18 protein-coding genes are annotated in these 18412 nt (G+C 70.3%); 10 read left to right on the forward strand and 8 right to left on the reverse strand.

Going from position 1 to position 18412, the window contains the following annotated elements:
• Positions 1–25 precede the first annotated feature (25 nt).
• The 6 genes from MFF22_RS11115 to MFF22_RS11140 all read left to right on the forward strand — a co-directional run bounded on the left by MFF22_RS11115 (position 26) and on the right by MFF22_RS11140 (position 6541).
• The gene (locus MFF22_RS11115) at positions 26–1546 is read left to right on the forward strand and encodes an NADH-quinone oxidoreductase subunit M (protein WP_238249030.1); all 1521 of its coding nucleotides are present in this window, start codon (positions 26–28) and stop codon (positions 1544–1546) included.
• 10 nt (positions 1547–1556) lie between these two features.
• Positions 1557–3002, forward strand: coding sequence for an NADH-quinone oxidoreductase subunit NuoN (nuoN, locus tag MFF22_RS11120; protein WP_238249031.1), 1446 nt, complete (start codon positions 1557–1559; stop codon positions 3000–3002).
• A gap of 3 nt (positions 3003–3005) precedes the next feature.
• Positions 3006–3824, forward strand: coding sequence for a biotin--[acetyl-CoA-carboxylase] ligase (locus tag MFF22_RS11125; RefSeq protein ID WP_238249032.1), 819 nt, complete (start codon positions 3006–3008; stop codon positions 3822–3824).
• A 16-nt stretch (positions 3825–3840) separates the two neighbouring features.
• Entirely contained in the window at positions 3841–5514 is a 1674-nt protein-coding gene (locus MFF22_RS11130; RefSeq protein WP_238249033.1) for a ribonuclease J, read from the forward strand.
• A 208-nt stretch (positions 5515–5722) separates the two neighbouring features.
• Entirely contained in the window at positions 5723–6127 is a 405-nt protein-coding gene (gene mce / locus MFF22_RS11135) for a methylmalonyl-CoA epimerase (protein ID WP_238249034.1), read from the forward strand.
• Between the two features lie 78 nt (positions 6128–6205).
• Positions 6206–6541 carry a DUF1467 family protein gene (locus MFF22_RS11140; protein ID WP_238249035.1) on the forward strand — a complete coding sequence of 112 codons (336 nt, stop codon included), beginning with the start codon at positions 6206–6208 and terminating at the stop codon, positions 6539–6541.
• 217 nt (positions 6542–6758) lie between these two features.
• On the opposite strand, the gene nudC is transcribed toward MFF22_RS11140, so the two are convergent.
• The 5 genes from nudC to MFF22_RS11165 all read right to left on the reverse strand — a co-directional run bounded on the left by nudC (position 6759) and on the right by MFF22_RS11165 (position 10898).
• Positions 6759–7661, reverse strand: a complete 903-nt coding sequence (nudC, locus tag MFF22_RS11145) for an NAD(+) diphosphatase (protein WP_238249036.1) — start codon at positions 7659–7661, stop codon at positions 6759–6761.
• A 6-nt stretch (positions 7662–7667) separates the two neighbouring features.
• Positions 7668–8087: an HIT domain-containing protein gene (locus MFF22_RS11150; RefSeq protein WP_238249037.1), complete on the reverse strand. Its 420-nt coding sequence runs from the start codon at positions 8085–8087 to the stop codon at positions 7668–7670.
• A 40-nt stretch (positions 8088–8127) separates the two neighbouring features.
• Complete coding sequence (locus MFF22_RS11155; protein WP_238249038.1) at positions 8128–8739, reverse strand: hypothetical protein; 612 nt, start codon at positions 8737–8739, stop codon at positions 8128–8130.
• A 120-nt stretch (positions 8740–8859) separates the two neighbouring features.
• Positions 8860–9723 carry a universal stress protein gene (locus tag MFF22_RS11160; RefSeq protein WP_238249039.1) on the reverse strand — a complete coding sequence of 288 codons (864 nt, stop codon included), beginning with the start codon at positions 9721–9723 and terminating at the stop codon, positions 8860–8862.
• 47 nt (positions 9724–9770) lie between these two features.
• On the reverse strand, positions 9771–10898 hold the full coding sequence (locus MFF22_RS11165; RefSeq protein WP_238249040.1) for an acyltransferase family protein: 1128 nt from the start codon (positions 10896–10898) through the stop codon (positions 9771–9773).
• 501 nt (positions 10899–11399) lie between these two features.
• Between MFF22_RS11165 and MFF22_RS11170 the strand changes: the two genes are divergently transcribed.
• On the forward strand, positions 11400–12098 hold the full coding sequence (locus tag MFF22_RS11170; RefSeq protein ID WP_238249041.1) for a DUF4142 domain-containing protein: 699 nt from the start codon (positions 11400–11402) through the stop codon (positions 12096–12098).
• Between the two features lie 111 nt (positions 12099–12209).
• On the opposite strand, the gene MFF22_RS11175 is transcribed toward MFF22_RS11170, so the two are convergent.
• From MFF22_RS11175 to MFF22_RS11185, 3 genes are all read right to left on the reverse strand, one after another.
• Positions 12210–12875, reverse strand: coding sequence for a carbonic anhydrase (locus MFF22_RS11175; protein WP_238249042.1), 666 nt, complete (start codon positions 12873–12875; stop codon positions 12210–12212).
• A 43-nt stretch (positions 12876–12918) separates the two neighbouring features.
• Positions 12919–13422 carry an NUDIX hydrolase gene (locus tag MFF22_RS11180; protein WP_238249043.1) on the reverse strand — a complete coding sequence of 168 codons (504 nt, stop codon included), beginning with the start codon at positions 13420–13422 and terminating at the stop codon, positions 12919–12921.
• Positions 13423–13547: 125 nt separating this feature from the next.
• Positions 13548–14288, reverse strand: a complete 741-nt coding sequence (locus tag MFF22_RS11185) for a DUF429 domain-containing protein (protein WP_238249044.1) — start codon at positions 14286–14288, stop codon at positions 13548–13550.
• Between the two features lie 94 nt (positions 14289–14382).
• On the opposite strand from MFF22_RS11185, the gene MFF22_RS11190 reads away from it, so the two are divergent.
• The 3 genes from MFF22_RS11190 (at position 14383) to MFF22_RS11200 (ending at position 18354) form a co-directional block, all read left to right on the forward strand.
• A complete protein-coding gene (locus tag MFF22_RS11190) occupies positions 14383–15264 on the forward strand; it encodes an HpcH/HpaI aldolase/citrate lyase family protein (RefSeq protein WP_238249045.1) in 882 nt (293 codons plus the stop codon).
• A 3-nt stretch (positions 15265–15267) separates the two neighbouring features.
• Positions 15268–15735 carry a dUTP diphosphatase gene (gene dut, locus MFF22_RS11195; RefSeq protein WP_238249046.1) on the forward strand — a complete coding sequence of 156 codons (468 nt, stop codon included), beginning with the start codon at positions 15268–15270 and terminating at the stop codon, positions 15733–15735.
• 465 nt (positions 15736–16200) lie between these two features.
• A complete protein-coding gene (locus MFF22_RS11200) occupies positions 16201–18354 on the forward strand; it encodes a TonB-dependent receptor (protein ID WP_238249047.1) in 2154 nt (717 codons plus the stop codon).
• Positions 18355–18412 lie beyond the last annotated feature (58 nt).

The following is an 18412-nucleotide window of genomic DNA, read 5'->3' on the forward strand; positions in this document are numbered from 1 at the left end:
GCAGGCAGAGGGGAATACCAAGTAAATGCTCGGTCTCGGCATCCTCTCCGGTCTGCTGATCGTGCCCCTGTGCGGGGCGGCCTTCATCCTCTCGCTGAACGGCGATGAGGCCTCGGTCGCGCGCAACAGCCGCTGGGCGGCGCTGGCGACCACGATCGTCACCTTCATTCTCTCCCTGGTAGCGTGGTCGCGCTACGATGCCACCTCGTCGAGCTTCCAGCTCGTGGAGAGCCACGCGTGGCTTGCCGAGGGCATCCGCTTTAAGCTCGGCGTCGACGGCTTCTCGATGCCGCTGGTGCTGCTGACCACCTTCCTGATGCCGTTCTGCATCGGCGCCTCGTGGAACTCGATCCATTTCCGGGTGAAGGAATACTTCGTCGCCTTCCTGGTCCTTGAGACCACGATGATCGGCGTGTTCCAGGCCCTCGACCTCGTACTGTTCTACCTGTTCTTCGAAGCCGGCCTGATCCCGATGTTCCTGATCATCGGCATCTGGGGCGGCCAGCGCCGGGTCTATGCCAGCTTCAAGTTCTTCCTCTACACCCTACTTGGCTCGGTGCTGATGCTGCTCGCCGTGATGGCGATGTACTGGGAGGCCGGCACCACCGACATCCCGACCCTGCTGCAGCACCGCTTCCCGGCGGAGATGCAGTGGTGGCTGTGGCTGGCGTTCTTCGCCTCGTTCGCGGTGAAGATGCCGATGTGGCCGGTCCATACTTGGCTCCCCGACGCCCACGTCGAGGCGCCGACGGCGGGCTCGGTGATCCTGGCCGGCATCCTCCTGAAGATGGGCGGTTACGGCTTCATCCGGATCTCCCTGCCGATGCTGCCCCTGGCGAGCCAGGACTTCGCGCCCCTGGTCTTCGCCCTCTCGGTGGTGGCGATCATCTTCACGTCGCTCACCGCGATGATGCAGACCGACATCAAGAAGCTCATCGCCTATTCGTCGGTCGCCCATATGGGCTTCGTGACGCTCGGCCTGTTCACCCTCAACGAGCAAGGCATCCAGGGCGCCCTGTTCCTGATGATCTCCCACGGCATCGTGTCGGGCGCGCTCTTCCTCTGCGTCGGCGTGGTCTATGACCGGATGCACACCCGCGAGATCGCGGCCTATGGCGGCCTCGTGAAGCGCATGCCGCTCTACGCGGCGGCGATGATGGTGTTCACCATGGCCAATGTCGGTCTGCCGGGCACCTCCGGCTTCGTCGGCGAGTTCCTGTCGATGATGGGCGCCTTTCGGGCGAACCCGATGGTCGCCTTCTTCTCGACCTTCGGCATCATCCTCTCGGCCTGCTACGCCCTGTGGCTCTACGCCCGGGTGATCTACGGCAAGCTCGACAAGCCGAAGCTGCAGGGCATCCTCGACCTCGACCTGCGCGAGAAGCTCATCCTCGCGCCCCTCGTCGCCCTGACGATCTACTACGGCGTGCATCCCGCGCCCGTGCTCGACGTATTCGCGCCCTCCACCGAGGCGCTGATGACGGGCATGAAGGCCGCGCTCGCCAACACCCAGACCGCGGCGGCTGCGCTGCCGGTCCCGCGCTGAGGCCGTCCCGATGCCGCCCGTCCACGCCGCCCTCCCGTCCCTCGCACCGCTCCTGCCTGAGCTGATCCTCGGCATCGGCGTGCTGGTGCTGATCCTCTACGGCGCTTGGCGGGGCGAGCGCTCCGCCGAGTCCGTGAGCGTCGGCGCCCTGATCCTCCTGCTGTTTGCCCTATTCGCGGTGTTGTCGCAGCCGGCCCACGGCCGGGTCACGACTTTGTCGGGCGCCTTCGTGTCCGATTCCTTCTCGAAGGTGATGAAGTCCCTGGTGCTGCTCGGCTCCACGGCCGCGATCCTGCTCTCCCACGACTTCTTCAAGCGGGAGCGGATCGACCGCTTCGAGTACCCGGTGCTGATCGTGCTCTGCACCATCGGCATGATGGTGATGGTGTCGGCCAACGACCTCATCGCCCTTTATCTCGGCCTGGAGCTTCAGTCGCTCGCCGCCTACGTCATCGCCGCCTTCCACCGGGACGACGTGCGCTCGACCGAGGCCGGGCTGAAGTACTTCGTGCTCGGCGCCCTCTCGTCCGGCATGCTGCTCTACGGTTCGTCGCTGATCTACGGCTTCACCGGCACGGTCTCGTTCCCCGGCATCGTCTCCGCCCTGAACGATCAGGCCGGTGCGGGCATCGTGCTCGGCATCGTGTTCGTGGCGGCGGGCGTGTGCTTCAAGATGTCGGCGGTGCCGTTCCATATGTGGACGCCCGACGTCTACGAGGGGTCACCCACGCCGGTGACGGCCTTCTTCGCCGCCGCACCGAAGATGGCGGCGGTGTCGATGACGGTGCGGCTGTTCATCGGCGCCCTGCCGGACGTGACGGCGATCTGGCAGCAGATCTTCGTCTTCGTCTCCATCGTCTCGATGGCGCTCGGCTCCTTCGCGGCCATCGGCCAGCGGTCGATCAAGCGCCTGATGGCCTACTCGTCGATCGCCAATATCGGCTACGCACTGATCGGCCTCGCCTCGGGCTCGCAGCAGGGGATCGAGGGCCTCGTCCTCTACATGATCATCTACCTCGCGATGACGCTCGGCACCTTCGCGATCATCTTGTCCCTGCGCCGCCGGGACGTGATGTTCGAGTCCATCGAGGACCTGTCGGGCCTGTCGCGGACCCACCCGTGGCTGGCGTTCTGCCTGGCGGCGATGATGTTCTCGCTGGCCGGCATCCCGCCGCTGGCCGGGTTCTTCGCGAAGTTCTACGTCTTTGCCGCGGCCATCAAGGCAGGTCTCGTGACGCTGGCCGTGATCGGCGTAGTGACCAGCGTTGTCGGCGCCTACTACTACCTGCGGATCGTGAAGATCATGTACTTCGATGAGGCGAAGGAGCCCTACGAGCGGATGGCCCCGGGCCTGCGGGTGGTGCTGGCCCTGTCGAGCATCGTGGTGATCCTGTTCGTGGTGATCCCCGATCCCCTGCGCGCCGCCGCGGCGAACGCGGCCAAGTCCCTGTTCTAGGGCTTGGCCTACCGCCTCGGCGAGGCGGCGCGGGCGGCCGGGCACCGGCTTCACGTCCACGACCGCCTCGGTTCCACCAACACCGAAGCCCTGGAACGGGCCAGGGCCGGGGAAACCGGTCCGCTCTGGGTGGTCACCCACCGGCAGGAGGCGGGCCGTGGCCGGCGGGGGAACACCTGGGCGTCCCTGCCCGGCAACCTCGCCGCGAGCGTCCTCTGGCCGGTGCCCCGGGTGGCGCCGGAGAACCTCGCGCAGCTCGGCTTCGTGGCGGGCGTCGCCCTGGCGGGGGCGGTGGAGGCGGCCTGCGGCACCCTGCCGGGCTGGGACCGGAGCGATCCCGCCCGATCTGTCCGCCTGAAATGGCCTAACGACCTGCTGCTCGGGGGCGCCAAGATGGCGGGGCTGCTCCTGGAGGCGGAGGTGCTTCCCGGCGGCCGCCGCGCGGTGGTGATCGGCTTCGGCGTCAACGTCGCGGCGGCGCCGGAGGGCCTGCCGGCGAAGGGTCCGGCAGCCACAAGCCTCGCCGCGGCGGGTTACGTCGGCGGCCCGGAGGCGTTACTGGACCATCTCTCCGACCATTTGGCGGCGCAGGCGCGCACCTGGGACGGAGGAAGGAATTTCACCCGCATCCGCGCGCTGTGGCTCGCGCGGGCCGCCGGTCTCGGGAGCGAGATTGCGGTGGCGAGCGGAGGACAGGTCCTGCGGGGCCGGTTCGACACGATCGACGAGGGGGGGCGGCTCGTGATCCTCGGCCCCGAGAATGCCCGGCACGTCGTGACCGCCGGGGAAGTGCATTTTGGAACGGCCGCGACGGCGGCCTGAGTTTGGACGACGACAGATGGCAATGGGACAGGAGGAGCTCGTCTTCCTGCCGCTCGGCGGCGTGGGCGAGATCGGGATGAATGCGGCCCTTTACGGCTTCGGGCCGCCAAAGGGGCGCAAATGGATCATGGTCGATTGCGGGATGGGGTTCGCGGGTGAGGAGGCGATGCCCGGCATCGACCTCATGTTCCCCGACCTCTCCTATATCGAGGAACGCCGAAAGGACCTTCTCGGCATCTTCATCACCCACGCGCACGAGGATCATATCGGCGCGATCTCCGAGCTGTGGACGCGCCTGCGGGTGCCGGTCTACGCGACGCGGTTCGCCAAGAACCTGCTGGAGACGCGCCGCCTCTCGGAGCCCGGCGCCCCGAAGGTGGAACTGCGGGAGATAAAGCCCGGCCGGCGCCAGACCGTGGGACCGTTCGAGCTCGAATTCGTGCCGGTGGCGCACTCGATCCCCGAATCGAACGCGGTGGCGATCCGCACGGCAGCGGGCCTCGTGGTCCATACGGGCGATTGGAAGCTCGACCCGACTCCGGTGGCGGGCAACGTCACCTCGCCTGAGGCTTTCACGGCCCTTGGCGACGAGGGCATCATCGCCCTGATCTGCGACTCGACGAACGTAGTCCGCGAGGGCTTCTCGCCGAGCGAGACGGAGGTCGCCGCGACCCTCAAGACGCTGATCGCCGAGGCGCCCCACCGGGTCGCCGTGACGACCTTCGCCTCGAACGTCGCCCGCATCCGCGCCGTGGCCGAGGCGGCCCAGGCCTGCGGACGCCAGGTGATCGCGGTGGGCCGGGCGATGGACCGGGTGATCGATGTCGCCCGGGAATGCGGCTACCTCGACGGCCTGCCGGAATTCCGCCGGTCCGATTCCTGGAAGAGCATCCCCCGGGACAAGGTCGTGGCCCTGCTCACCGGCTCCCAGGGCGAGCCCCGGGCGGCCATGTCCCGGGTGTCCCGGCGGGACCATCCGGATATCAGCTTGGCCGATGGCGACCGGGTGATCTTCTCGTCCCGGGCGATTCCCGGCAACGAGCGCGACGTCGGCGCCATCATCAACGATCTGATCGAGCAGGGCGTGGAGGTCGTGACCGACCGCACCGCCCTGGTCCACGTCTCCGGCCACCCCCGCCGGGACGAGATGGTCGAGATGTACAAGTGGACAAGGCCGCAGACGGCGATCCCCGTCCACGGCGAGGCGCTGCACCTCGACGAGCACGCGCGCTTCGCCCGCGCCCAGGGCGTGGGACACGTGGTGAAGGCCCGGAACGGCACTTTGATCCGCCTCGCCCCGGGGAAGCCGGAGGTGGTGGAGCACGTCAAGGCCGGGCGCCTGTACAAGGACGGCAACGTCCTGATCGACGACAAGGATCGGGCGATCCCCGAGCGTCGCAAGCTGATGCAGGCCGGGCTCGTGTCGGTGGCCATCGCCATCGACGAGGACGGCGTCGTGTTGGGCGAGCCGGCAGTGGACATCATCGGCCTGCCCAACCGCGGCCGGGGCGGCGAGGCGCTGATCGACGTGGTGGTCGATGCGGTGTCGCAGACGCTGGGCGGCCTGTCCCGGGGCAAGCTCAAGGATTCCGAGGGCGTCGAGAAGAGCGTCGACCGGGCCGTGCGGCAGGCAGTCAACGAAGTGTGGGGCAAGAAGCCGGCCTGCCACGTGCAGGTGGTGGAGGTGTAGGCTAAAGTCCACGACAAGCGGATCTGGCGTTCTCCTACCCGCCCCCTCATCCTGAGGTGCCCGCGTCAGCGGGCCTCGAAGGAGGGCTCCAGAACCCGTGCGGCCGCTGGAGGTCTCCTTCGAGGCGGCTCCCGCCGCACCTCAGGATGAGGGTTGCGGGTGGGAAAGCTAGGAACCCTGAACGTCCGAAAGAGGGAGGGACTCGAACATGATCGGCCGGCTGAACCATGTGGCCATCGCGGTGCGCGACCTCGATGCCGCCTGCGCGGTGTACCGCGACACGCTGGGCGCCAAGGTGTCCGAGGCGCTGCCGCAGCCCGAGCACGGCGTCACCGTCGTGTTCGTGGAACTGCCCAACAGCAAGGTCGAGCTGATGTCGCCCCTCGGCGAGGGCTCGCCTGTCGAGGCGTTCGTGGAGCGCAACCCCAACGGGGGCGTCCACCACGTCTGCTACGAGGTGGACGACATCATCGCCGCCCGGGACAAGCTGAAGGCCCAGGGCGCCCGGGTGCTCGGCACGGGCGAGCCGAAGATCGGCGCCCACGGCAAGCCGGTGCTGTTCCTGCACCCCAAGGACTTCCTCGGCACCCTGGTGGAACTGGAGCAGGTGTGAGGGAGCGCCGCGCCGGGGGGCCTCCGCCGGCATCGCGGGCGCAAACGAGCCACGATGGTCGAGCCATGACGGTATGAGATGACCCGGCTGATGCACGTCTTCGGGCGCTCGACGCCCGCCACCCTCGCGGCCGTCGCCCTCCTGGTCGCGGCCTTCGTCGCCGCCGGGGTGAACCTGTTCAAGCTGACGATCGGGGGCGGGATCGCCCTCTACTTCGTCATCTGGTGGACCCTGCTCTTCGCGATCCTGCCGCTCCGCAACCACGCGGAGACGCGGCCCGAGCACATCGTGCCGGGACAGGATCTCGGGGCCCCGGCCAGACCCCGCCTGCGGGAGAAGGCGATCTGGACCACGCTGCTCTCCGGCGTCGTCTTCCTCGGCGCGCTGGCTGTCTTTCCCCTGGCGGGGCTGTAACGCGCTTTCGAGACGCACTGGATCTCAATGCGTCGCCGTCCTTGCGAGGCTTCTCCGTCTTTGCGAGCGGAGCGAAGCAATCCAGGGATCCGCAACATCCTGAGAGGTTCCGCTTGCCTGGGTTGCGTCGCTTCGCTCGCAATGACGGCGACGAGGACGCGGTCCATTAGCCGCCGAAAATGCTCGAGACGGACCGGTTCGTAGGGGGAACCGTCCCTCACTCCTCCACGAACTGCCGCATCAGGATATGCGCGATCGCCATGGGCGGCGGGGAGAGGATACCCTCGGGATGGGTGCTATCGAGCATCGCCCGCACCGAGTCCCGGTCGAACCAGCGGGCATCCTCCAGCTCGGCCGGATCGGTGACGATGTCCTCGTTCAGGGCCTCGGCGGTGCAGCCGAGCATGAGGGAGGACGGGAAGGGCCAGGGCTGCGAGGCCCGGTAGGAGACTGCGCCGACGCGGATCTTCGTCTCCTCGAACACCTCCCGGCGCACGGCGTCCTCCAGGGTCTCGCCGGGCTCGAGGAAGCCCGCGAGGCACGAGAACATGTGCGGGCGGAAATGCGGTCCCCGGCCGAGGAGGCACCGCTCGCCCCGGCGCACCAGCATGATCACCACCGGGTCGACCCGCGGGAAATGGTGGGCGTTGCAGGCCTTGCATTCCCGCCGGAAGCCCCCGGCCGCCGTGAAGGTCGGGGCGCCGCAATTGGCGCAGAACCGGTACCGGCCGTGCCAGTCGAGCATCGACTTCGCCACCGCCAGGAGGCCGAGTTCCTCCGCCTCGACGGCGGCTTCGGTGGCGATGCTGCGCAGGTCGAGGCTGCGCATGTCGCCGCCCTCCAGGGTGGGCATCTCGTCGGCCGGGACCGAGGCCGCGAAGGCGGGCCGGCCGTCCCACCGGCCGAGGAACACGGTCTCGATCCGGCCCGTGGCCAGGGTCAGAGCGGAGGCGGCGTCGAGGAGCGCCGTGCCGTTCCGCAGCAGGAAGCGGTCACCGCCGAGGAGGAGCAGGCGCGTGCCGTCGCCGTCGATGGGCGGGACGGCCTCCTCCGGTTGCTCGGCCGAGTGCCGGTCGAGGCGGTTCCGGGCGAAGCCGAGGGTCGAGAGGGGGTCGGTCATCGGAGATCAGGCTTGGGCGAAGAGGGTGGCGGCCCGCTCGGCGAGCTGGGCGCGGGCATGGAGGGGGTAGGGACTCCGGGTGCCGAAGCCCCAGACGGGGCCGGGCCATGCCGGATCGGAGAGGAACCGCCCGACGACGTGGACGTGGAGCTGCCCGACCACGTTGCCCAGCGCGCCGACATTGATCTTGTCCGGCTTAGCCAGGGCCTGCATCACGCCCGCGGCGAGGCGGATCTCCTGCCAGAGGGCGATCCCGTCGGCCTCGGCGAGGTCGGTGATCTCGCTCGCCTCCGCCCGGCGGGGCACGAGGATGAGCCAGGGGAAGCGCGCATCGTCCATCAGCAGCACCCGCGACAGGGCGAGGTCGCCGAGATGGACGGTGTCCGCGGCCAGGCGGGGATCGAGGACAAAGTCGGCGGTGGTCATCCCGTCTCTATAGTGCAGCCCGGCCGGAGCGACAGGGCGCTCACAGGGTCGGCACGGTCCCCTGCCGGCCGACGATGACGGTGCCGGCCTCGTGGGCCCCGTCCGGGCCGGCATTGGTGAAGACCGTCACCGGGGCGCCGGGCACGAGGAGGGCCTTCTCGCCGGGGGCCACCTGGGTGACCGGGGTATCCGAAGGAATCGCGAAGGCGCTGTGCCCCTCGCCGTAGGTGAGGGTGACCCGGCGATCTTCGGTGCCGCTGACGTCGGAGATCCAGCCGCCGGTCAGGGTGGCCCCGGGCTCCGTGTCCCAGGGCTGGCGGCCGGCCGCGAAGCCGCGCTCGGAGGGCGAGTAGAGGGTGACGCGCTCGGCCCGCTCCGTCCCGGGGGTGGCGATGACGGTGATGTAGCTCTCGGGCTTGATGTCGCGCAGGCGGGCGCCGATTGCGGCGTAGACCTGGGTCTTGGGGCCCATCTGCACCGTCACCGTGCTGCCGCCCGGCCGGACGAGGACGAGATCGTCGCCGTGGCGCGCCTCGACCGTCCCCCGGAAACGGTGCGTCGAGGGGTCGGGCTTTTCCGATTGCGCCAGGGCGGGCGCCCCGGCGACGAGGGCGACGACGACAGGGAGGACGCGGTTGAGGATGCGGTTCATGGGGGCTCCTCGGCCGGGGGGAGGGGACGCTGCCGGAACGTGGCCGTCCGGTCCGGGTTCCGGGGCGGCGTCCCGCGCCGTGCGGAATGATCCGCGGGAATCGCCCCCTCGCGCTGACGCTCAGTGCGCCATCAGGACGGGGATGTCGGCCTGGGCCAGGACGTGGCTGGTGACGCCGCCGAAGATCATCTGGCGCAGGCGGCTCTGGGTGTAGGCGCCCTTGATGAACAGGTCGCAGCCGAACTCCTTGGCCTCGGCCAGGAAGGTCTCGCCCGGCGTGCGGCGCCCCGCGGGGAGGGCGCGGTGGGCGGCGGACACGCCCTCGCAGGCCAGTGCCTGGGCGAGGTCCTGGGCGCTCGGCCCCGGCACCATGCCCCCCTCGACGCTGAGCACCAGCACCCGGGAGGCCCGTCGCAGGAACGGCATGGAGAAGGCCACGGCCCGGGCGGTCTCGGTCGAGCCGTTCCAGGCGATCAGCACGGCATCGCCGAGGCTCCGGGGCGGGGCGGGCGGCGCGAGCAGGATCGGCCGGCCGCTCTCGAACAGGGCCGTCTCGAAGGTGGTCATCCGCGGGGCCCCGTCCCCGGTGCCGGGTCGCCCCACCACGGTGGCCGAGAACAGGCGGGCATACTGGCCCAGGAAGGCGTCGCCGGTGGGGACGTCCTGGCGCCAGCGGTAGCGCGGCCCGGCCTCCATCACCCGCTCGGGGTTGCAGAGGCCGTCGCGGGGATGGCGGGGGATGCCCGCCGCATCCATTGCCGCGATGAAGCGCGAGCCCGCCTCCTCCGCCTCGGCGATGTCGGCCTCCTCGTCGCGCAGCCACGTCATGCCGCCGACCATGTCGACGGGCACGTATTCCGCCAGGGCCGGACGGAGCGAGACGCCCTCGATCAGGCTGCCGAACCGTTCGGCGGCGAGCCGGGTCGTCTCGAACACGGAAGGCAGGGCATCGTGCATCGCCACGGGTACGAGCAGGGTCTTCATCGCGGCGGCCTCCGGATTACCACCCCGGGGTGGCACCGGGCCGGAGGCTAGCCGTCCTCGCCCGCCGTGAAAACCGGGGTGCGACGTGCCCCCACACGGTTTTCCCGGGCATCGAGCCAACCCCGGAGGCGCCGGGTCAGGGGCGCCTCGACGAAAAGGTGGACCACTAGTGCTGCCACGACGGCGAGGGACACCATGACGACAAGGCTGCCCCAGGGGTGGAGCGGCCCGGCGAGGCCGAACCTCACCAGCCCCTCCCGCCCGGCCCGGAGGGCGAAGGGGTGGACGAGGTAGAGGGCGTAGGACGCATCCCCGAGGCGGGCGAGGGCCCGGACCGGCAGCGAAGGCATCGCGCCCCCGCCGGGACCCAGGGCCGCACCGGCTACGAGGAGCAGCGCAGGCAGCCCGACGAGGATCGGCCGCGTGAAGCCGGGCACCTCGCCCCCGCCGCCGAGGTAGAGGGCCGCAAGGAGAAATCCGGCGAGGCCGAGGCCGGCCAGCCCGGCCCGGGCGAAGGGCGGAAGGCGCAGGCCCGCCATCCGCGCGAGGCCGAGCCCCGCCCCGAGGGCGAATTCGAGGACGATCGGGTCCGCCCAGAACCCGATGGGCAAGGGCAGGGCGATGACCGCCCCGGCGGCGACGAGGCCGCCGAAGACGATCACCAGCCACGCCACCGCGCCGCGGAGCCCGAAGCCGAGGCCCAGGGCGAAGACGGCGTAGAACGCCATCTCGTCATTGAGGGTCCAGCCGAGCCCGTAGAGGGGCTGGATGCTGCCGTCCGGCCGGGCCACGGGCCAGAACAGGAACGAGGCCGCGACGTAGCCCGGGTCCCGGGCGAGGGCGCCGGCCTCGCCGAGGAGGCCCGGGGCGGCCAACGCCAGGGCGAGGTAGGCGAGGCTCGTCAGCCAGTACAGCGGCACCACCCGGGCGATCCGGTGGGCCAGGAAGCGCCGCCGCGCACCTGCTTCCCCGACGAGGCGGCGGCTCGCCAGCACGATGACGAGGCCCGAGATCATGAAGAACAGATCGACCCCCGCCCACCAGGGCAGGAGCGTCCCGGGCACCAGCGCGCCGCCGGCACCCCTCTCCGCCAGGAGGCCGACCTCGTGCCGGGCGTGGTGCCACACGACCATCGTCGCGGCGACCGCGCGCAGGATCTGGACGGAGACCAGCATCGTCGCTGTCTAGGGCTGGTCCCGGCCGGGTGGCAACGGGTGGGCCGCACGACGATGCCGTTTCCCGATTCCCATCCCCCTCCTCAGCCTGGGAGTGCGCTCGGGGCTGGAGCCTTGTCGGGAGCTGTCGGAACGCATGCTGTCCGTCTTTGCGCGCGTCAGCGAAGCAATCCAGGGCAGCGGGACATCTCAGGACGTCGCGGATCCCTGGGTTGCGTCGCTTCGCTTGCACTGACGGAGAGGCTTCGCGCCCCGGCGATCCCGGGGACAGCCTAAGTTCATCCCCATAGCGGCATTTGCCTGCGCCGAAACGGTATCCGCTCCGGTGAGAAATGCCCCGTCCCAATAAATCTAGGAACTAACTCCGGAAGGCCCCGTTGACCCGCCATATCCGGCGCAGAAGTGCGTCGCCAAGTCTCCGAGGGCTAGCGCCGTAAGATCTGAGGATCCGGCGCGGGCGACGTCCGTTGCGTCAGTGTTCTCTTTTTACGAGGTCTGCCGATGCTTAAGAACTCCCTGGCCGTGTCCGCGATGGTGCTGGCCCTGTCCACCCCCGCCTTCGCGCAGATGAACGACTTCCGCGCCGAGTCGATGCAGTCGAACGCCTTCGAGGTGCAGTCGGCGCAGATCGCCCTCCAGAAGTCCCGCAACGGACGCATCCGCAATTACGCGCAGGAAGCCCTGCGCGATCACCGGGCGGCGAATGTGGCCCTCGCCGGTGGCGCGAACGGCGCTATGGCGGCGCAGGATGGTGGGCCGATCGGCGGCCTCATCGGCGCCCCGCTGGCGGTGGCGGGCGGCGCAGTCGGCGCGGGCCTCGGTGCCGCGACAGGCGCCGTGGGCGGCACCCTGGCGGGTGGCCCGGTGGGTGGCCTGCAGGGCGTCGGAACCGGCGCGGCGCAGGGTGCGGCGACGGGCAGCCGCCTCGGCGGCGTCGAGGCGACGGGCGCCACCTCCATGGTCCCCCCGAATCAGCAGCAGCAGGCCATGCTGGCCGAGCTGTCGGCGACCCCGGCCGGCCCGCGCTTCGACCGGCTCTACGTGCAGCAGCAGGTTCAGTCGCACCAGATGGCGATCGGCATGACCCAGGCCTATGCCCAGAGCGGCCCGAACCCGGCCCTGCGGACCTATGCCCAGCAGGTCCTGCCGTCCCTGCAGGAGCACTACAGCATGCTGCAGCGGATGCCGGGCGCGATGTAATCGCCTGATCGGCAAGACTGCGAAGAGGGCGGCGGGTCGAGGGACCCACCGCCCTTTTTCATGTCCGCGGAGGGAGGAGGACGGGGCGGACGCATCCGCCCCTCCCGGCCCTCAGTTGCAGGAGATGGTGTCCGAGGGGCGGATCGCCCGACCCACGGCGTCGATCGCCGGGGCGAAGTCGCCGGTCTCCGGGTTGCGCACCAGCAGGACGCCGTTGGCGACGCCGAAATGCGCCCCGTGGATCGACAGCTGCCCCGCTTCCACCGGCTCCTTCACGAAGGGGAAGGTCAGCAGGTTTTCCATGCTCTGGCTCACCATGGCGTGCTCCAGGCGGGTGAGGTAGTCCGGCGCGCTCGAATCGCCGGCCTTGGCCTCGGCCGGGGCCACGAGGGAGGTCCACTTGCCGATGAAGTTGCCCGGGGAGAGGGGCTCGGCCTTGTTGGCGTAGGCCTTGATGCCACCGCAGGTGGCGTGGCCCAGCACCACAATGTGCTTCACCTTGAGCCCCACCACGGCGAACTCGATGGCCGCCGAGGTGCCGTGGTAGTCGCCGCCGGTCTCGTAGACCGGCACGATGTTAGCGACGTTGCGGATCACGAAGAGTTCCCCCGGCCCGGCGTCGAAGATCGCCTCCGGCGCGACGCGGCTGTCGCAGCAGCTGATGATCAGCACCTCCGGCGCTTGGCTCGTGGCCAGCTCCTTGAACCGCCGCCGCTCCTCGGGAAAGCGGCTGTCCAGGAAGGCGCGGTATCCTTTGGTCAGGGCAGTCGGGAACATCGTGTCTTCTCCGAGGGGGCGGTGGGACGTGGTCATTGCGGGTTCAGTCGTCGTGCCAGTGCAGAACGGGCGGGGCCGGCGGCATAGTCCCGGCGACGAGGTGTGCGATGACACCCGCGAGGCCCGCCGGCTCGATCCGCTCCTTGGCCGCCGTCAGCTCGGCCAGGGGCCACCAGCGCGTGCCGACCACGGGGTTGTCCTCCGTCTCGGCGAGGCGGCTGGTATCGACGCGGTCGTCGGGCAGGCGGACGAGGAAGTAGCGCTCCCGGGCGTCCCTGGATTGCCGGAACAGGTGGAACGGCCCGTCGCATGAGGCGACCTGCGGGCCGATGGCCACGTCGCTCCGGCCGATCTCCTCCCCGAGTTCCCGGGCGCAGGCGGTGACGTGGTCCTCGCCCGGCTCGAGGCCGCCCCCGGGCATGAACCAGAAGTGCAACGGACTTCCGTCGGGCGCCTTGGCATGGACCGAGGTATACTCGATCAGGAGGACCCGGTCGGCCGGGTCGAGGACGATGGCGCGGGCGATGTGGCGGACGGGCAAGGTCATGCCCGACGATCTAGCGCACCTTCAGCCGAAAGGGATGCGGGTCGCCCCGGATAGGGCGCTGAAACCGGCCGCCCGGAGGCTATTCCGCTGCTCCGGCACGCCGGAACAGGCCTGGAGACCGGCATTCACGACATCGCCGGAGCCGGCGCCCAGATGACCACCGGCAGGCCGTGGGCATCGTGCTCGGGCGGATCGGGGAGGGGCTGCGCCAGGCCGAGGAGGATATCGCGGGCGGTGACGAGGCCGGCCAGGGCGTCGAGGTGGTCGTCGGCGGGGATGCCGGGGGTCCGGGCGGCGATGAGGGCCTCGGGCAACCCGGCGGCGGCGAGCAGCGTCCGGCGCAGGGCGAGCCCCTCGTGCCGTCGGGGTCCCTTCTTCGGCAGCCCGAGGGGGCGCAGCCCGTTCAGGGCATGGAAGGCCACCTCCGGGTGGACCTCATGGAGACGGCTGCGCCATTCTGGCCGCTCCCGCAGGAGACCGTCCACCTCCCGGATGTAGCGGACGATATTCCAACCCTGGATCGAGGGCGCGAAGGGCGGATCGCTGAACTGCCGCGACAGGCCCTTGGCGGTGTCGTAGTCGGGGGCATAGACGGCGGCCCGCGGCGGCATCGGGAAGACCGAGGCGCGGGCGGGGCCGAGCCGGGCCCGGGCGGCGAGGTCGGCGGCCCGGCCGCCCCCGAGGATCCGGTCCGGCAGTCCGATGGGCACGTCGATTCCGGCGACGACAGGGGCCTCGGGCCCGTCGAGGAGCGCAGCGACCGATTCGAACAGGCCGCAGCGGAAGCGCTCCGGATCGTCGCAATCGAAGAGCGCCCCCGCCCAGGCGCCCCGGCATCCGTCGAGACCCGCGATCCAGCGCGCCATTCCTGTCCGTCCTCCCGCCATCCGCCTTGCCGGAACCGGACGCGCCCTTTATGCGCCCGGCAGGACGGGGTCCGTCCGTCGGGGGAGACACGTGATGAGCGAGATCCGTCCGCGGCGCAGCGTCCTCGCCATGCCCGGCTCCAACGCGCGGGCCATCGAGAAGGCCCGCACCCTCCCGACCGACGTCGTGCTGATCGACCTGGAGGACGGCACTGCCCCCGCGGCGAAGGCCGCGTCCCGCGAATCGGTGGCCGCGGCCGTGGCGGCCCGGGGCTTCGGCGCCCGGGAGGTGGTGGTGCGGATCAACCCGCCCGAGACCGAGGACGGCGAGGCCGACCTCGCGGCCCTCGCCCCCGCGGCGCCCGACGCGATCCTCGTGCCCAAGGTGAAGAGTTCCGACGCGCTGATCGCCGTGGGCTCGCGCCTGCGCCGTCTCGGGGCGCCGGCCGCCACCCGGGTCTGGGCGATGATCGAGACGCCGATGGCGGTGGTGAACGCCGCCGAGATCGCCAGCGCCGCCCGGGACGTGGATGCGCGGCTCTCCGCCCTGATCGTCGGGCCCAACGACCTGCTCAAGGCCGGGCGGATCCCGCCCCCCGGCCGGGCCGCCCTGGTGCCGTGGCTGATGCAGGTTCTGGCCGCCGCCCGCGCCTACGAGATCGAGGCCATCGACGGGGTTTTTTCGAACTTCGCCGATGCGGATGGTTTCGCCGCGGAGTGTCGCCAGGGAAGGGAACTCGGCTTCGACGGCAAGATGCTGATCCACCCGAGCCAGATCGGCCCCGCCAACGCCGCCTTCGCGCCGGACGCGGAGGAGGTGGCCCAGGCCCGCCGGATCGCCGCCGTGTTCGACGCCCTGGAGAATCACCGCCTCGGGGTGGTCGCCGTGGACGGGCGCATGGTCGAGCGCCTTCACGTCGAGGCGGCCCGGCGGACCCTCGCCCTGGCCGAGGCGATCGAACGCCTCGGCGCCTGAGCGATGGACGACTTGCCCTCCGTCGGCATCCGCCTCCTCGATGACCGGTTGCCCGGCTGGGGCTTCCCGTGCTGGGGCTCGGCGGGCGCCGCCGGCCTCGACCTGCATGCCTGCCTCGATGCGCCCTTGACCTTCGGACCCGGCTCACCGGCCGTGCTGATCCCCGCGGGATTCGCCGTGCTGATCCGCGATATCCGGTGGTGCGGCTTCGTCTTCCCCCGGTCGGGGCGGGGCCACCGGGACGGGCTGGTCCTCGGCAACGGGACGGGCGTGATCGACGCCGACTACGAGGGGCCGCTGATGATCTCGGCCTGGAACCGGGGGGCTGACCCGGTGCGGATCGAACCCGGCGAGCGCATCGCTCAGCTCGTCTTCACCCGCATTGCCCGGCCGGACCTCACGATCCTCGACGCCGACGACACCCCATCCTCGGCCCGCGGCGCCGGCGGGTTCGGATCGAGCGGGCGGTAGACCAGGTCCGGTCACCCCGCGACATTGGAAGCGACGCGCCCCCACGTAGGCATCGCTGCGCCATGCCTCCCTCCCACCCCCCTCATCCTGAGGTGCCCGCGTCAGCGGGCCTCGAAGGAGGGCTCCAGGGATCACGGAGCTGTCTGAAGCCCTCCTTCGAGGCGGCTTCGCCGCACCTCAGGATGAGGAGGACGGAATGGATGAGCCAGGAACAATCGATTTTCGCCCCTTTCGCGTCGTCATTTCCAAGCATTCGCGTCTTAGAGATGGAATACTTCCAGATAATTTACGTTTCTGATCCGTTTCTCACATGCTATCGCGCAGCTTTCCATCGACATAACGTCGCAGGATGCGCCGATGAATGCGAATTTCACGCAACAGTATGACCAAAACCATCGCAAAAAATTTCGAAAAATTCTCAATATTCGGACTAACACTGCTGCAGTATTCACCGCTCTGCTTGCCATGACTGCCCCGCTAGCCGGTCCGGCCCAGGCCGCGCCGCGGGGCGGGGAGGGGGATACGGCGGTGACCCTCGATGCCCTGTCGGTCGAAGCCCGGGGCGCGGCCCGGCCCCCCGGCGCCGGGGAGGCCGGCGGGTTGCCCCCCGCCTTCGCAGGCGGGCAGGTCGCCCGGGGGAGCTGGCTCGGGGTCCTCGGCAACCGGGACATCATGGACACGCCGTTCAGCGCGGCGAGCTATACCGAGACGACGATCCGCAACACCCAGGCGGTGAGCGTCGGCGACCTGCTGACCCGGACGGACCCGTCGGTGCGCGCCTCCATCGGCAGCGGCAACCGCTACGACGCGCTGACCATCCGCGGCTTCCGGGTCGACAACCGCGAGTTCGCCTTGAACGGCCTCTACGGCCTCGTGCCGGATTACCGGATCAGCCCGGCGCCCCTCGAACGGATCGAGGTGCTGAAGGGGCCGGCGGCGTTCCTGTTCGGCGCCTCGATGAATGGCAGCGTCGCCGGCACGGTGAACGTCGTCACCAAGCGGGCGGTGGAGGAGCCCCTGAACCGGGTGACGGTGGATTACGCCTCCCCCGGCCGCGGCGGGGCGCAGGTCGATGTCGCCCGCCGCTACGGCGACGAAAAACAGGTGGGCGTGCGCATCAACGCCGCCGGGCTCGGCGGCGACACGCCCATCGACCGGACCGGCCAGCGCAACGGCGTCGGCTCCCTCGGCCTCGACTATGCCGGCGACCGGCTGCGGTTGTTCGCCGACGTGATCGACCAGCACGACGCCTATGACAGCCAGACGCGGGGCGGGAACCCGGTGCCGGGCCTGCGGATCCCCCGCGCCCCCGACCCGCGGCGGAACATGTCGCAGCGCTTCGATTTCTCCCGGGCCGACAGCCTCACCGGCCTCGGCCGGGCCGAGTACGACCTCACCCCGGACATCACCGTGTTCGGGGCGCTCGGCGCCAACCGCTTCGCCTACGACAAGCAGGAGAACCCGGCCTTCACTCTCCTCGACAGGTCGGGCCGGACCCGGGTGAACTCGGTGTTCCAGACCGGCGACACCGAGACGCTCTCAGGCGAGGCGGGGGTACGGGGGCGGTTCGCGACCGGGGGCATCCGGCACGAGGTGGCCTTCACCGCCACCCGCCTCGACCAGGACCTGACGCTCGGCCAAGCCACCTACGGGAACTACCTCTCGAACCTCTACGCCCCCGTCCGCCTCGCCTCGCCGGGGCGGCCCCTGGCGGCGTCCAGCTTCCCCCGGGGCCGGTCGAGCTACAACCGGATGACGAGCTACGGCGTCGCCGACACGATGACCTTCGCCGACGGGCTGGTGGAGGTGCTGGTCGGGGCGCGGCGGCAGGCGATCAATACCGGCAACTATGCCCCGGTCACCGGCCTGGTCAGCAGCGCCTACGACAGGTCCGCCACAACCCCCGCCCTCGGCCTCGTGCTGCGACCGAGCGAAGTGATCTCCTTCTACGCCAACATCGTCCAGGGCCTCACCGCCCTGCGGGCGCCGGGCAGCGCGGTGAATGCCGGGCAGACCTTCGCCCCGGCCCGGTCGCGGCAATACGAGGTCGGCACGAAGCTCGACTTCAAGACCTTCGGTGTGACCCTCGCGGCGTTCCAGATCACCAACCCGGCGGGCAACGTCGATCCGTTGCGCAACGTCTACGGCGTGGGCGGCGTGCAGCGGAACCGCGGCTTCGAGGGCACGGTGTTCGGCGAGGTGGCGCCGAACCTGCGGGTCATCGCCGGGGCGACCCTCCTCGACGCCCGCTGGGAGCGGACCCGGGGCGGCCTCTACGACGGCAACCCCGCCACCGGGGCGCCCCGGTTCCAGGCCACCACCGGCCTCGAATGGGACACGCCGTTCCTGCACGGCCTGACGGCCCTCGCCACGCTGGTCTATACCGGCTCATCCTATGCCGGCACGACCTTCACAACGCTGCCCTTCTCCAAGATCCCGGACTGGACCAGCCTCGATCTCGGCCTGCGCTACACGACCCTGGTGCGGGACAAGCCGGTGACGCTGCGCGCCACGGTGACGAACGCCGCCGACCGGCATTTCTGGATCGCCAACCCCAACGGCGCCCTGATCCTCGGGGCACCGCGGACGGTGTGGCTCTCGGCGTCGATCGATTACTGAAACGAGGATCCCAAAGGACGGGTCCTTTGGTGGGGGGCCGGGGGCGAAGCCTCCGGGT

It is taken from the genome of Methylobacterium persicinum, assembly GCF_022179525.1.
GTDB classification, from domain to species: domain Bacteria; phylum Pseudomonadota; class Alphaproteobacteria; order Rhizobiales; family Beijerinckiaceae; genus Methylobacterium; species Methylobacterium persicinum.